At 68.6% G+C, this 15085-nt stretch carries 8 protein-coding genes; 2 read left to right on the plus strand and 6 right to left on the minus strand.

What is annotated here, in order from left to right; genetic code table 11:
- Positions 1-95: 95 nt before the first annotated feature.
- Both KDW55_RS21595 and KDW55_RS21600 read right to left on the minus strand, forming a co-directional pair.
- Positions 96-1250, minus strand: a complete 1155-nt coding sequence (locus KDW55_RS21595) for a pyridoxal phosphate-dependent aminotransferase (protein WP_059548092.1) — start codon at positions 1248-1250, stop codon at positions 96-98.
- 228 nt (positions 1251-1478) lie between these two features.
- Positions 1479-2147, minus strand: coding sequence for a TetR/AcrR family transcriptional regulator (locus tag KDW55_RS21600; RefSeq protein WP_212161040.1), 669 nt, complete (start codon positions 2145-2147; stop codon positions 1479-1481).
- 101 nt (positions 2148-2248) lie between these two features.
- Between KDW55_RS21600 and KDW55_RS21605 the strand changes: the two genes are divergently transcribed.
- Together KDW55_RS21605 and KDW55_RS21610 are read left to right on the plus strand one after the other, a co-directional pair.
- Complete coding sequence (locus tag KDW55_RS21605; protein ID WP_209821347.1) at positions 2249-3901, plus strand: acyl-CoA dehydrogenase family protein; 1653 nt, start codon at positions 2249-2251, stop codon at positions 3899-3901.
- A 36-nt stretch (positions 3902-3937) separates the two neighbouring features.
- The gene (locus KDW55_RS21610) at positions 3938-5446 is read left to right on the plus strand and encodes an AMP-binding protein (protein WP_040142792.1); all 1509 of its coding nucleotides are present in this window, start codon (positions 3938-3940) and stop codon (positions 5444-5446) included.
- A gap of 126 nt (positions 5447-5572) precedes the next feature.
- Here the strand turns inward: KDW55_RS21610 and KDW55_RS21615 are convergent, their stop codons facing one another.
- From KDW55_RS21615 to hemE, 4 genes are all read right to left on the minus strand, one after another.
- Positions 5573-6712, minus strand: a complete 1140-nt coding sequence (locus tag KDW55_RS21615) for a branched-chain amino acid ABC transporter substrate-binding protein (protein ID WP_040142790.1) — start codon at positions 6710-6712, stop codon at positions 5573-5575.
- Between the two features lie 84 nt (positions 6713-6796).
- A complete protein-coding gene (gene putA, locus KDW55_RS21620) occupies positions 6797-10726 on the minus strand; it encodes a trifunctional transcriptional regulator/proline dehydrogenase/L-glutamate gamma-semialdehyde dehydrogenase (RefSeq protein ID WP_209821349.1) in 3930 nt (1309 codons plus the stop codon).
- Positions 10727-11165: 439 nt separating this feature from the next.
- A complete protein-coding gene (locus tag KDW55_RS21625; RefSeq protein ID WP_212198036.1) occupies positions 11166-13427 on the minus strand; it encodes a primosomal protein N' in 2262 nt (753 codons plus the stop codon).
- A 454-nt stretch (positions 13428-13881) separates the two neighbouring features.
- Positions 13882-14976 carry a uroporphyrinogen decarboxylase gene (gene hemE / locus KDW55_RS21630; protein ID WP_280902597.1) on the minus strand — a complete coding sequence of 365 codons (1095 nt, stop codon included), beginning with the start codon at positions 14974-14976 and terminating at the stop codon, positions 13882-13884.
- Positions 14977-15085: the final 109 nt, after the last annotated feature.

A 15085-nucleotide genomic window follows, 5' to 3' on the forward strand; every position in this document is an offset into this window, starting at 1 on the left:
CGGCCGGCGCCGTGCATCGGCACGTACGACCGTCCCATCCGTGGCTTGCGAGGCGACCGTCGAGCCGCCTGCCTGTGTGCGGGTCACCCCGCGAGTTACAGCGAACGCAACCGCCGCGCGCCCTCGATCAGCGTCGCGTCGTCCTTCGAGAAGCTGAGCCGGATCACGCCGGCGTCGGTGCCGTCGGTATAGAACGCCGACAGCGGAATCGTCGCGACGCGCGCATCGCGAATCAGGCGCAGCACGAAGTCGCTGTCGCGCTCGTCAGAGAAGTGGCGGAAACGCGCGAGCATGAAAAACGAGCCTTCGCTCGGCAGCAGCTCGAAACGCGACCCGGCCAGCTCGCGCGCGAGCAGATCGCGCTTGGCCTGATAGAACGCCGACAGGCCGAGATAGTGTTCCGGCCGCGCGAGTATTTCCGCGAACGCGACCTGCATCGGCGTATCGGCCGAGAACACCATGAACTGGTGCACCTTGCGAATCTCGTCCATCAGCGCGGCCGGCGCGATGCAATAACCGACACGCCAGCCCGTCACGTGGAACGACTTGCCGAACGACGACACGATCACGCTGCGCTCGGCAAGTTCACGGTGGCGTGCGACGCTCTGGTGCTGCGCACCGTCGAACACCACATGCTCGTACACCTCGTCCGACAACACGACGACGTCCGTATTGCGCGTGAGCTGCGCGAGCCGCTCGAGGTCGTCGGCGGAGAACACGGTCGCGGTCGGGTTGTGCGGCGTGTTGACGATGATCATCCGCGTGCGCGGCGTGATCGCCGCGGCCACTTCGTCCCAGTTCACGCGGAAATGCTCGGGCGACAGCTTGATCGCAACCGGCGTCGCCCCCTGCATCCGCACGATCGGCGCGTAACTGTCGAACGACGGCTCGAAATAGATGACTTCGTCGCCCGGGTGCACGAGCGCGCTGATCGCCGCGTACAGCCCCTCGCTCGCGCTCGCGATCACCGTGATCTCGGAGCCCGGGTCGTAGCGCGTGCCGTACAGCGCCTCCGTCTTCTCCGCGAGCCGCTCGCGCAGCGACGCGATGCCGGCCATCGGCGCGTACTGGTTGTGGCCGTCGCGCATCGCCCGCGCGACGCCGTCGACAAGCGCCGGATCCGGCGCGAAATTGGGCGCGCCCTGCGACAGATTCAGCGCATCGTGCTGCGCGGCGAGCTGGCCGATCACCGTGAAGATGGTCGTCCCGACGTCCGGCAGTTTCGAACGGGGCGTGGTGGCACTTCGCATGACTTCTCCTCCTGATGTCCGTCGGATGTGCGCGCGCGATGCACGCCGCCCGACTCATGCCCAGCGATTTAGCCTGAGCCAATATCAGCGGACAAACGAAAGTTCGTCATGGCGGCCATGCATTTTTCTCATGGCCGTGAATTCCGGAGCCGCGAAGTCAAAGTCGCGCCTCCCGCAATGCATGCGTATCGGGCATTTGCAGGGGCCGCGCGGCGGCCGCTGCCCGCGTCATGCGCCGGCCGCTGCCAGATACGCGCGCAGTACGGCCTGCAATTCGCCGCGCAACATTGCGAAGTCGAGCGCCGGCCCGAGCGTCAACAGCGCCTGCGACACGCCGCCGTAGCAGACCGAGTGGGCCATCCGCGCGCAGCCGTCGAGCCGGGCCGTTGGCGGCGGATCGGCGGCGTGCGCAAGCGCGTCGCGCCATAGCGCGACATACGCGTCGTAATGCCGGCGGTATGCGGCCAGCGGCGACACCTGCCGCTCCAGCGAGAAAAGCGCGGCCCATAGCGCGGCGTCGGCGGCAATCGCATCGATCTGCAGATCGACGAGCGCGGCCGCGAGTTCGACGCGGGTCGCGCCACGCAGCCCGTGCGCGGCGACGCGCAGCCGGTCGGCGAGCGTCAGCACGCGCCCGTGGATGCACAGTGCGGCAAGACTCTGCTTGTCGCCGAAGTATTCGTAGAAGGTGCCGATACTGACGCCGGCTACGGCCGCAATCTCGCGGATCGTCGCCTTCGCGTAGCCGCGTTCGAGCAAAAGCTGAACGAACGCCTGCTGCAGCGCATCCGACGTGGCCTGCGCGCGCCGCTGCCGCGGCCGGCGGCGCAACGCGGGCGCGGGTTGCGCCGCCGGCTGGCCGGGCGGCGCCGGAACCTGAACATGTCGCGGCGGCATATTTGCTACTCTGAAATTCAGCGGGGAACAGGTCGAACGGGGAGCCGGCGCGGCGCCCGGCGGGCCGACCGACCGCGAAGCACGACACCGGAGACAAGCCGATGACCGAAGCGACCCATGCAGTCACGAACCAGTTCGACGAACTGATCGACTATAACCTCTTCGCGACCGACGTCGCGTTGCGCGATGCGCTCGTGCGCGCGGGCGCCGACTGGGCCGTGCCGCAGCTCGACGCGTACGGCGCGCGGCTCGGCAGTGCCGACACCGCCCGGCTCGCCGACGAAGCGAACCGCCACACGCCGGAGCTGAACGCATTCGACCGGCGCGGCCGGCGCATCGACCGCGTCGACTTCCATCCGGCGTGGCACACGCTGCTCGGCATGTACCGCCGCGAAGGCTTCGTGTCGCTCGCATTCCGAGACGCGCGCCCGGGGCGCTGGGCCGCAACGGCCGCCGGCTTCTACCTGCACGGCCAGATCGAGGCCGGCACGCTGTGCCCGGCGACGATGACGCAGGCCGCGATTCCGGTGCTGCAGAAGGAACCTGCGCTATGGAGCTTGCTGCGCGACAAGTTGTACAGCGACGATTACGATCCGCGCGACGTGCCGATCGCCGACAAACGCTCGGTCTGGCTCGGGATGGGGATGACCGAGAAACAGGGCGGCTCCGACGTGCGCGCGAACACGACACTCGCGACCGCCGTCGGTGCGGGCGGCCGCGGCGGCGAATACCGGCTGCGCGGCCACAAGTGGTTCTTCTCCGCGCCGATGTGCGATGCGCACCTCGTCGTCGCGCGGACCGACGCCGGCGGCCCGTCGTGCTTCTACGTGCCGCGCTGGCGACCGGACGGCACGAAGAACGCGGTCGAGATCCAGCGGCTGAAGAACAAGGTCGGCAACCGCAGCAACTCGAGCAGCGAGATCGAGCTCGACGACGCGTGGGGCATCATGCTGGGCGACGAAGGGCGCGGGATTCCGACCATCATCGAGATGGCCACGTACACGCGGCTGAACTGCGTGCTCGGCAGCGCGGCGATGCTGCGCCAGGGCGTCGTGCAGGCGATCGCCTACACGCGGCAGCGCCACGCATTCGGCCGCGCACTCGCCGAACAGCCGCTGATGCGCACCGTGCTTGCCGATCTCGCGCTCGAGAGCGAGGCCGCGCTTGCGCTCGCGATGCGGCTCGCCGACGCGTTCGAGCGCGACGACTCGCCGCGCGAACGCGCATGGAAGCGAATCGTCACGCCCGCCGCGAAATTCTGGGTCTGCAAGCGCGCGGTCGAGCTGACCGGAGAGGTGATGGAAGTGTTCGGCGGCAACGGCTACGTCGACGACGGGCCGATCGCACGGCTGTTCCGCGAAGCGCCGGTCAACTCGATCTGGGAAGGCTCCGGCAACGTGATGTGTCTCGACGTGCTGCGCGCGGTGTCGCGCGAGCCGGACGCGGCCGCAGCGCTGGTTGCCGAGCTGTCCGATCTCGGCGCCGGCGAACCGCGCATTCGCGCGGCGCTCGACGCGTTGCGTGCGATGCTCGCGGCGCCGGCCGATGCGCTGGAGGCGTCGGCTCGCGTGTTCGCGCAACGGCTCGCGCTGCTCGCGCAGGCGTGCCTGCTGCGGCGCGATGCGCCGCCGGCCGTCGCCGACGCGTTCATCGCGACGCGGCTCGCCGCGCCGGACTGGGGACGCATCGCCGGCGGCTTCGATCCGCGGGCGGTCGACGTCGCCGCACTGCTGCAACGGGCCTATCCGGCCTGACGCCCTGCCCGCTCGTTCTCCTCGCCAGGAGGCTCGATGAACCTCGTCGCCGCCCTCGACCGCGCCGCCCGCGCGACGCCCGACAAGCCGTTTCTGATCCACGACGACACGACGATTTCCTACGCCGCCGCGCGCGAGCGCTCGCACCGCTCGGCGGCCGTGCTGAGCGCGCTGGGCGTCGCGGCCGGCGACCGTGTCGCCGCGATGTGCCTGAACACGCCGGCGTTCGTCGACCTGATGTTCGGCGCATGGCGGCTCGGCGCCGCGTTCGTGCCGGTCAACCACAAGCTGCAGGCTCCGGAGGTCGACTACGTGCTCGATCACAGCCGCAGCAAGGTGATCTTGTTCGACGCGGCCCTCGCGCCGGTGCTCGCACGTGTGACGCATCCGGCGCGGCGGCTCGTTACCGAAGGCGATGCGGCCGGCGTGCCGGCCTTCGATGCAATGCGTGCGGCGATGGACGGCGTCGCGGGCATCGAACCGGCCGACGGCGAGGTCGCGCAGATTCTCTACACGTCCGGCACGACGGGCCGCCCGAAAGGCTGTGTGCTCAGCCACCGCGCGGTGACGTTCGCGGCGATGTCGGCCGCGCTCGCGATCGGCATCGGTCGCAACGAGCGCACGCTGATGGCAATGCCGATCTGGCATTCGTCGCCGCTGAACAACTGGTTCGGCGGCACGCTGTACGCGGGCGGCACCGTCGTACTGCTGCGCGAATACCATCCATTGCGCTTCCTTGAAGCAATCGAGCGCGAACGCGTGACGCTTTATTTCGGCGCGCCGGTGTCGTATATGCTGCCGCTCGACACGGTCGAGCGCTTCGCGGCATTCGACCTGTCGAGCGTGCGCGCATGGCTGTACGGCGGCGGCCCGATCGGCGCGGAGCAAGCCGAACGGCTCGCACGCGCGTATCGCAGCAGCGCGTTCTTCCAGGTCTACGGGATGACGGAAACGGGGCCGGCCGGCACCACGCTGTATCCGGACGAGCAGATCGCGAAGGCCGGCTCGATCGGCCGTCACGGCGGCCCGGGCGTCGACCTGCGGGTCGTGCGCGGCAACGGCGCGGACGCGCTGCCGGGCGACACCGGCGAGATCTGGCTGAAGGCCGACAGCATGATGCTCGGCTATCTCGACGACGCGGCCGCGACGCGCGCCGCGTTCACGCCGGACGGCTGGTACCGCACGGGCGACATCGCACGGATCGATCAGGATGGCTATCTGTTCATCGTCGACCGGCTGAAGGACATGATCGTGACAGGCGGCGAGAACGTCTATTCGAAGGAGGTCGAGGATGTGCTCGGCGCGCATCCGGGCCTCGCGGAAGCCGCGGTGGTCGGCGTCCCGCATCCGGACTGGGGCGAGACGGTCGTCGCACACGTCGTACCGCGCGCCGGTGCCGCGCCGGACGCGGACGCGTTGCGCGCGTTCTGCGGCGAGCGGCTCGCCGCGTACAAGATCCCGCGCGAATTCGTGTTCGCGGAAACGCTGCCGCGTACGCCAACGGGCAAGCTGCAGAAGTTCCTGCTGCGCACGCGTCGCGAATAGCGGCGACGCGCGATCGCCTCGCGCGGCCGCCCAAAGAAAAAAGCCACCGGAGCCGACGGCCCGGTGGCTTTGTCGCATGATCGGCGAAGCGGCGCCGTTCGACGCCGCCCGCAGCTCACGTCGAGCTTACTTGCCGCCGATGCTCTTCAGCGGCTTCCACTCGCCCTTCTCGACCTTGTACATCGTGATGCCGCCGTTCTTCAGGTCGCCCTTCGCGTCGTACGCGACGTGCGTCGACGTGACACCGGCCATGTCGGTCTTCGCGAGCACCGGCAGGTACTTCGCCGGATCGGTCGAATCGGCCTTCTTCATCGCGTTCAGCATCGCCATCGCGCCGTCGTACGCGTACGGCGAGTACGTCTGCACGTCTTCGCCGAAGCGCTTCTTGTACTTGTCGGCGTACGCCTTGCCGCCCGGCATTTCGTCGAGCGGGAGACCGGCCAGCGATGCGATCGTGCCTTCGGCCGCGTTGCCCGCGATCTTCAGGAACGTCGGCGTCTTCACCATTTCGCCGCTCATCAGCGGGGCGGTGATGCCGAGCGCCTTCATCTGCTTGACCATCGGCGCGGCCTGCGAATCCGCACCGCCGTAGTAGACGAGGTCCGGCTTCGCTGCCTTCAGCTTCGTCAGAATCGCCTTGAAGTCGACGGCCTTGTCGTTCGTGAATTCGCGGTCGACGATCGTCGCGCCGCCGGCCTTCGCGGCCTTCTCGAACTGGTCGGCGAGACCCTGGCCGTAGGCCGTGCGGTCGTCGACGATCGCGATCTTCTTCATGCCGAGGTCCTTCGACGCGAACGTGCCCGCCACCGAGCCCTGCTGCGTGTCGGACGTCATCATGCGGAAGGTCGTCTTGTAACCCTGCTGCGTGTATTCCGGCGCCGTCGCCATCGCGATTTGCGGGATGCCCGCGTTCGCGTAGATGCGCGATGCGGGAATCGTCGTGCCCGAGTTGAAGTGGCCGAGCATGCCCTTGATGCCGTCGTCGACGAGCTTCTGCGCGACCGTCGTGCCGGTGCGCGGGTCAGCCTGGTCGTCTTGCGTCTCGAGCACGAACTTCACCGGCTTGCCGCCGATCTTCGGGCTGGTCGCGTTGAAGTCTTCCAGCGCGAGCGCGATCCCGTTCTGCATATCCTTGCCGTAGTGCGCCTGCGCGCCCGTCATCGGCCCTGCGTAACCGATTTTCACGTCGTCCGCGTGAGCCGTCCCCGCCAGCGACATGACAGCGACGAACGTCGCGCCTGCCAGCTTTTTCATCGTGTGTTGCATAGCATCTCCTTGGTACCAGGGTAAATGGAGCGGCTTCGGGATCGCCTAGCCGCTTCCTTTGTTTGATCCGAACGGCAAGGATGGTCAGCCGATCGTCATCAAATTCGCATTGCCGCCCGCCGCCGCCGTGTTCACGCTCACCGAGCGCTCCGTCAGCAGGCGCTCGAGCGCGTAGTCTTCCGCATCGCCGTTCTCGAACGCGCCCGCCGACACGCCCTGCACCGACACGATCGGGCCCGGGCGCTGCGCGACGTCCTTCACGAGCGTCTGCAGTTCGTCGCTGTCGCCTTCGAACAGCACCGCATCGAACGGCGCGTCCGCCTGCTTGCGCACGGCCGCGTGCGCCTTCAGCGCAGCCGGCAGCGCGGCGACCAGCGCCTCGCCCGCAGCACCTGCGAACAACGCGCGGTTGCCCGTCGCGAGCACCGCCGCGAACTGCGCGCGCGCGCCGCCCGGCGTCGCCGCGACACACAACACCGTGCCGCGCGGGCCGAGTGTATACGTGTTTCGTTCGCCCGTCGGGCCCGTCAGCACCGCGGTTGCGCCGGCCGGCACCTGTGCGAGGTAGCCGTCGCAGCGTGCAGCCAGCGCCGGCTCGCGCTGCTCGATCAGCCAGTCGCGCAGCGCGGTGAGCGCCGCCGCCGGATTGCCGCGCGCGTCGCCGCCGGGCGCGCCGTCCGCGACCAGCGACGCCGCGAGCGAACGCGGCAGCCCCGACGGACGCGTCGCAAGCAGGCGCTGCAGATACAGCGCGCCGCCGGCCTTCGGGCCGGTACCCGACAGCCCTTCGCCGCCGAACGGCTGCACGCCGACCACCGCGCCGATCACGTTGCGGTTCACGTAGATGTTGCCGACGTGCGCGTTCGAGATCACGTGTGCGATCGTCTCGTCGATCCGCGTGTGGATCCCGAGCGTCAGGCCGTAGCCGGTCGCGCGGATCTGGTCGAGCAGCTTGTCGAGCTGGCTGCGGCGGTAGCGCACGACGTGCAGCACCGGGCCGAACACTTCACGCTTCAGCTCGTCGATGCTGCCGATTTCGATCAGCGTCGGCGGCACGAACGTGCCGTGCGCGCACGCGTCGGGCATCGGCAGCTGCGTGACCGCGTGGCCCTTTTCCTTCATCGCGGCGACGTGCGTGTCGATCGTCTGTTTCGCTTCGGCGTCGATCACCGGGCCGACGTCGGTCGACAGCCGGTCCGGGTTGCCGAGCGCCAGCTCGTGCATGGCGCCCTTCAACATCGTCAACGTGCGGTCCGCCACGTCGTCCTGCAGACACAGAACGCGCAGCGCCGAGCACCGTTGACCGGCCGAGTCGAACGACGACTGCAGCACGTCCGCGACGACCTGCTCCGCGAGTGCCGACGAGTCGACGATCATCGCGTTCTGGCCGCCCGTTTCCGCGATCAGCGGAATCGGCTTGCCGTCCGGGTCGAGGCGTGCGGACAGCGTCTTGTTGATCAGGCGCGCGACTTCGGTCGAGCCGGTAAACATCACCGCACGCGTGCGCGGATCGGCGACCAGCGCCGCGCCGACGGTCTCGCCGGTGCCCGGCAGCAGCTGCACCGCACCGGCCGGCACGCCGGCCTCGCGCAGCAGCCGCACCGCTTGTGCGGCGATCAGCGGCGTTTGTTCGGCCGGCTTCGCGAGCACCGTGTTGCCGGCCGCGAGCGCAGCGGCGACCTGGCCCATGAAGATCGCGAGCGGGAAATTCCACGGACTGATGCAGACCACGGGGCCGAGCGGACGGTGCGTGTCGTTCGAAAACTCGTCGCGAATCTGCGCGGCGTAATAGCGCAGGAAGTCGACGGCTTCACGGATTTCGGCGATCGCGTTCGGCAGCGACTTGCCGGCTTCGCGCACGATCAGGCCCATCAGCGTGTGCATCTGCGCTTCGAGCAGGTCGGCCGCGCGCACCAGGCAGTCGGCGCGCGCGTCGACCGGCGTCGCCTGCCAGATCGGCGCCGCAGCCACCGCGTGCGCAAGCGCTGCGCTCACGTGCTCGGCCGTGGCTTCGCTGACCGTGCCGACCACGTCGCGCAGGTCGGCCGGGTTGCGCACGTCGCGCGCCGGTGCGTCGGCGAGCGCGTCGTCGGCGAGCATCGGCGCCGCGCGCCACGGATGGTGCGCGCTTGCCAGCAGCGCCGACGACAGCGACGCGAGACGGTGTTCGTTCGACAGGTCGAGGCCCATCGAGTTGGGGCGCTCGTCGCCGTACAGGTTGCGCGGCAGCGGGATCTTCGCGTGCGGCGCGCCGAGCGGCACGACCTTCGATGCCTCGTCGACCGGATCGGCGACCAGCTCCTTCACCGACACCGTCTTGTCCGCGATGCGGTTCACGAACGACGTGTTCGCGCCGTTCTCGAGCAGACGGCGCACGAGGTACGCGAGCAGCGTCTCATGCGTGCCGACCGGTGCGTACACGCGACACGGACGGTTCAGCTTGTCGCGGCCCGTGACTTCCTCGTACAGCGGCTCGCCCATCCCGTGCAGGCACTGGAATTCGTACTGGCCCGGGTAGTAGTTCTGGCCGGCCAGGTGATAGATCGCGGCCAGCGTGTACGCGTTGTGCGTCGCGAACTGCGGATAGACGGCGTCGGGCGCCGCGAGCAGCTTCTTCGCGCATGCGAGGTACGACACGTCCGTGTAGATCTTGCGCGTGTAGACCGGATAGCCTTCGAGGCCGTCGACCTGCGCCCGCTTGATTTCGGTGTCCCAGTACGCGCCCTTGACGAGGCGGATCATCAGGCGATGACGGCTGCGGCGCGCGAGGTCGATCAGGTAGTCGATCACGAACGGACAGCGCTTCTGATAGCCCTGCACGACGAAGCCGATGCCGTTCCAGCCCGCGAGTTCCGGGTCGAAGCACAGCGCTTCCAGCAGGTCGAGCGACAGTTCGAGACGGTCGGCTTCTTCCGCGTCGATGTTCAGGCCGATGTCGTAGCGGCGCGCCAGCAGCGCGAGCGCACGCACGCGCGGCAACAGCTCGCTCATCGTGCGGTCCTGCTGCGAGCGCGAGTAGCGCGCGTGCAGCGCCGACAGCTTGATCGAGATGCCCGGGCCTTCGTAGATGCCGCGCCCGCCGGCCGCCTTGCCGATCGCGTGGATCGCCTGCTCGTACGACGCGTAGTAGCGTTGCGCGTCCTCTTCGGTCGTCGCCGCTTCGCCGAGCATGTCGTACGAGTAGCGGAAGCCGCGCGCTTCGTACTTGCGGCTGTTCGCCAGCGCTTCGGAAATCGTCTCGCCAGTGACGAACTGCTCGCCCATCAGCCGCATTGCCATGTCGACGCCCTTGCGGATCAGCGGCTCGCCGCCGCGGCCGATCAGGCGCGTGAGCGCCGACGACAGCCCGGCTTCGCTATTGGTGGTCACGAGCTTGCCGGTGATCATCAGGCCCCAGGTCGCCGCGTTCACGAACAGCGACGGCGCGTGACCGACGTGCGAGCGCCAGTCGCCCTTGCTGATCTTGTCGCGGATCAGCGCGTCGCGCGTCGCGCGATCGGGAATGCGCAGCAGCGCTTCGGCGAGGCACATCAGCGCGACGCCTTCCTGGCTCGACAGCGAGAACTCGTGGATCAGGCCTTCGACGCCGCCCCCCGAGCTCTTCTCGCGCAGCGCTTCGACGAGCTGCGTCGCGAGCGCCTGCACGTCCGCCTGCAGGTTCGCGGGCAGGCGTGCCTGACCCAACAGGAACGGCACGCATTCCGGCTCGGGGCGGCGATACGCGGCCGTGATCGCCGCACGCAGCACCGATTGCGGCTGCACGTTCTGCGCGAACTCGAGGAACGGATGCGGCGAGTTGTCGTCGTCGTCCGTCGCGTGGCCGTCAGCGAGCTCCGTCACGCCACTGCTGCCCGACAGCTCGGGCGGGAGTTGACCGTGCTCGATCCGCTCCAGATACGCGAAGATCGCCTGCTTGATCAGCCAGTGGGGAGTACGCTCGAGACGCGTCGCCGCGTCTTTCAGGCGCGAGCGGAGGAGGTCGTCGACTTTGACGCCGAGGGTCGTGCTTGCCATGGTGGGTTCGTGCGCCGGTGCAGGGCCGGCGAAATGGTGTGAGAGGATGCGCGAAATCCTACGGCACGCAATAAAAAGGTGCAACCAAATTGCGCGATCGGTTGCACCCACAAGTTAGCCAATATAATCAGCCACTTAGCGGGTTGCAACCTAGGGGTTGCCCGCGGTCGGCGGATCGGTGTTTTCCCTGAGCGGGCAGGTTTGCCGGGCGCGGAGCAACCTTTTGGGGGCGCGCTTGCGCGAAAAGGTGGGTTGCACTGTGGACGCCAGTTGAATCCGGCGGCCTAAGCGGGAGCGGGAATCGCGCGGCGCGTGCGCGTGGGGGGCCGTCGGGCGAGTGGGCGAGTGGGCGAGTAAGCGAGTGGGCCGGTGCGGTCGCGGCGCTCGGCGAGCTCGTCCGGGCGCCTAAACACCCGCGTCCGCCACCGCGACGCTTTGGTCAGATATCCAGCGGATCGACCTCGACGCTCCATCGCAGCACGCCCTTCAGGGCGCGCAGCTCCGGCTGCCATGCACGGAGCGCATGCTGCAGCGCGCTGCGCGACGCACTTTCGAGCAGCAACTGCGCGCGATGCACATTCGCGACCTTCACGATCGTCATCGGCACCGCATCGTAGACGGTCACGCGATCGGCGCCCGGCAACCCCGGCAACGCGGCCGCGGCCTGCAGCAGGAACGCGAGCGCCGCATCGAGCGTGCGTCCTTCGGCACGCAGCAGCGCCTGGTAGACGAACGGCGGCAGATGCGCGTCGCGGCGCTCGCCGAGCGTCGAATTCGCAAAGCCGATGTAATCCTGTCGGCCGAGCGCGTGGTACAGCGCGTGACGCGGATAGCGCGTCTGCACGAGCACCTCGCCCGGCAGGCCTGCGCGCCCCGCGCGGCCGCTCACCTGCATCAGCTGCGCGAACAGCCGCTCGCTCGCGCGGAAGTCGTGCGAAAACAGCGCGGTGTCGGCATTGAGCACGCCGACGAGCGACACGCGCTGGAAGTCGTGCCCTTTCGCGATCATCTGCGTGCCGACCAGAATGTCGACCTCGCCGGCGTGCACGTCCGAGAACAGCGCCTGCGCGCTACCCTTGCGCCGCGTGCTGTCCGCGTCGATTCGCAGGATCCGCGCGCCCGGCACAGCGTCGGCAAGCGCCTCCTCGATACGCTGCGTGCCGCGCCCGAGCGGCGCGATATCGATGTTTCCGCATTCGGGGCACGAGCGCGGAATGCGCGCTTCCCACCCGCAGTGATGGCAGCGCAACGCGTGCTCGGGCTTGTGCAACACCACGTATGCGCTGCAGCGCGGACAGCCGGCGACCCAGCCGCATGCGTCGCATGCGAGCTGCGGTGCGTAGCCGCGCCGATTCAGGAAAACGAGACTCTGTTCGCCGCGCTCGAGCCGCGCCTTCAGCGCCGCGACCAGCGGCCCCGACAGCCCGCCCATCGACGCACGGCCGCGCCGCCGCTCCTCCTCGAGATCGATCAGCCGCACGGTCGGCAGCGTCGCGTCGGCCACCGCGCGGCGCGACAGCGTGAGCCGCGTGTAACGGCCTTGTTCGGCCTGCCACCAGCTCTCCAGCGACGGCGTCGCCGAGCCGAGCACGACAGGTATCCCAAGATGCTTCGCGCGCCACACCGCGAGATCGCGCGCCGAATAGCGCAGCCCTTCCTGCTGCTTGTACGCGGGTTCGTGTTCCTCGTCGACGACGATCAGCGCGAGCGTCGGCAGCGACGCAAGCACCGCGAGTCGTGTGCCGAGCACGATCCGCGCGCGGCCGGTGTGCGCGGCGAGCCAATTGCGCGCACGCTCACCCTCGGCGAGCCCGCTGTGCAACGTGACGATCGCATCGTCGGCGAGCGTACCCGCGAAGCGTGCGCGAAACGCGGCCTCGAACTGCGGCGTCAGATTGATTTCGGGCACGAGCACGAGCGCCTGTGCGTCCGCGCGCGCATCGAGCAGCGCCGCAAGCGCATGCAAATAGACCTCGGTCTTGCCGCTGCCCGTCACGCCATGCAGCAGGAAAGGCGCGAAACCCTGCGCCGCGCGGATCGCGTCGAGCGCCTCGGCTTGCTGGTCGGTGAGCGCCGGCGGCACAGCTCGTCCACTGGTTGTCGGCAGGTTATCCACAGCTTTGGGCACAGGCGTATCGGCCCAGCCGATCTCGTCGATTGCGACCCAGCCGCGCGTCGCCCAGTCGTCGAGCGTCGCAACTGCCTTGGGATGCAATGCGCGCGCATCGGGCAACGTCAACGAATCGGTGTCCGCGAGCGCCTGCGCGAGTCGGCGCAACGCGGCGCCGCGAGCGGGCAGTGCGTCGGGAAGCGCGGCACGGCCGGCGTCGGTCAGCCGGTAGCGCACTTCCGGCGCGAGCAACCGCCCCCAGCGGTCGGCGTCGCGCAGCGCCTGCGGCAGCGCCGGCAGCGCGACTTCGCCTCGACCGCGCTGGTAATAATCGGCCGCGAACGACACGAGCGCGAGCCAATCCGGCGCCAGCGGCGGCAGTTCAGTGCAGATCGCGTCGATCGCCCGCAGCCGCGACGGCGGTACATCGGTGTGAGTCGTTACTTCGCAAACGAGCCCGACCACTTGGCGTTTGCCGAACGGCACCTGCACCAGTGTGCCGGGTTCGGGCGCGGGCTGCGCATCGCAACGGTAGTCGAACAGTGTCGCGAGCGGATGGTCGAGGGCGACGCGCAGATAGGTATCGCTCATCGTGATGCTCCGTCCCGCATAAGGGCCAGCACGACGCAGACGGCCTGAACCCGCGTCCTCGTCACGGGCGCGAACTTAAAGTAAAACTTCAGATTCGGCGCTAAGTTTTGGATTCGCATTAGGAATCGCCGTATACCCTGGCCAGCCTGTGGATAACTTTGTTGAGAACTCGGCGCTCGACGGCCGCGAAGCGCGCGGGGCCGTGCTTTCCGCTGCTTTGGCCCGCTGCCGGTGATGCCCCGCGAAGCCTTATTCCATAAGGCTGCTATTCAAATTCCCAAACCATAGCGAGACAATTCGACCGATGCAGGGCTCTACCGCGCTGCAACGTGGAAAATGTGCATAAGTCAAGTCTTGACAAGCCGGGAATCGGCAACCGGTGCGGGGTTGCGCCCTGTTTAGTGCGCGCAACGAAACGCCGTCACCCCGCACCGCAGCACGACGGCGCTTGCGCTCAGCCCGCGGCTCGGCTACGGATCTTCCGGCTGTGGCTATGGACTTCGTCGACCAGCTCGGCGACGTGATCCGGCGACGTGAACTGCGAGATGCCGTGGCCGAGGTTGAACACGTGGCCCGGATGGTTGCCGTAGCTGTCGAGGACCGCCCGCGCCTGTTCGCGCACCGCCGCCGGCGGCGCAAACAGGATCGTCGGGTCGAGGTTGCCCTGCAGCGCAACGCGCCCCGCGACGCGTTCGCGCGCGGCACCGAGATTGACCGTCCAGTCGAGCCCGACCGCGTCGACGCCGGTCGCTGCAATTTCCTCCAGCCACAGCCCGCCGCCCTTGGTGAACGTGATCACCGGCACGCGCTCGCCGTCATGCTCGCGCTTGAGCTGCGCGACTACGCGACGAATGTAGTCGAGCGAGAAGCGCTGGTACGCACCGTCCGCCAGCGCGCCGCCCCACGTATCGAAGATCATCACGGCTTGCGCGCCGGCTTCGATCTGCGCGTTCAGGTACGCGGCCACCGCCTGCGCGTTCACGTCGAGGATCCGGTGCATCAGGTCGGGCCGCGAGTACGCCATCGACTTCACGGTGCGGAAATCGTCCGACCCGCCGCCTTCGACCATGTAACACGCGAGTGTCCACGGGCTGCCCGAGAAGCCGATCAGCGGCACGCGCTGCCGCCCCTGGCCGTCGGTCAGTGCGCGGCGGATTTCGCGCACGGCGCCCGTTACGTAGCCGAGCGTCGCGTCGATGTCGGGCACCGCGAGCTTCGCGACGTCGGCCTCCGTGCGCACCGGGTGTGCGAACTTCGGCCCTTCGCCCACCTGGAAGTCGAGGCCGAGCCCCATTGCGTCGGGAATCGTCAGGATGTCCGAGAACAGGATCGCGGCATCGAGCGGAAAGCGCTCGAGCGGCTGCAGCGTCACCTCGGTCGCGTAGTCGGGATTCTTCGCGAGCCCGAGGAAACTGCCGGCGCGCGCGCGCGTCGCGTTGTACTCGGGCAGATAGCGGCCCGCCTGACGCATCAGCCAGATCGGCGTGTAGTCGGTCGGCTCGCGCAGAAGCGCACGCAGGAAGGTGTCGTTGAGCAGGGTATGGGCCACGGTAGGAGCGACGAAGCGAGAGCAAACCGGCATTTTACCGGAGCAGCGTCGCGCGGCCGCGTATGCCGATGCGATGGCGGCCATATGACGCGCGCGATGCGTCCGTTAT

The sequence above is a fragment of the Burkholderia sp. AU19243 genome, assembly GCF_018148075.1.
GTDB lineage: Bacteria > Pseudomonadota > Gammaproteobacteria > Burkholderiales > Burkholderiaceae > Burkholderia > Burkholderia latens_A.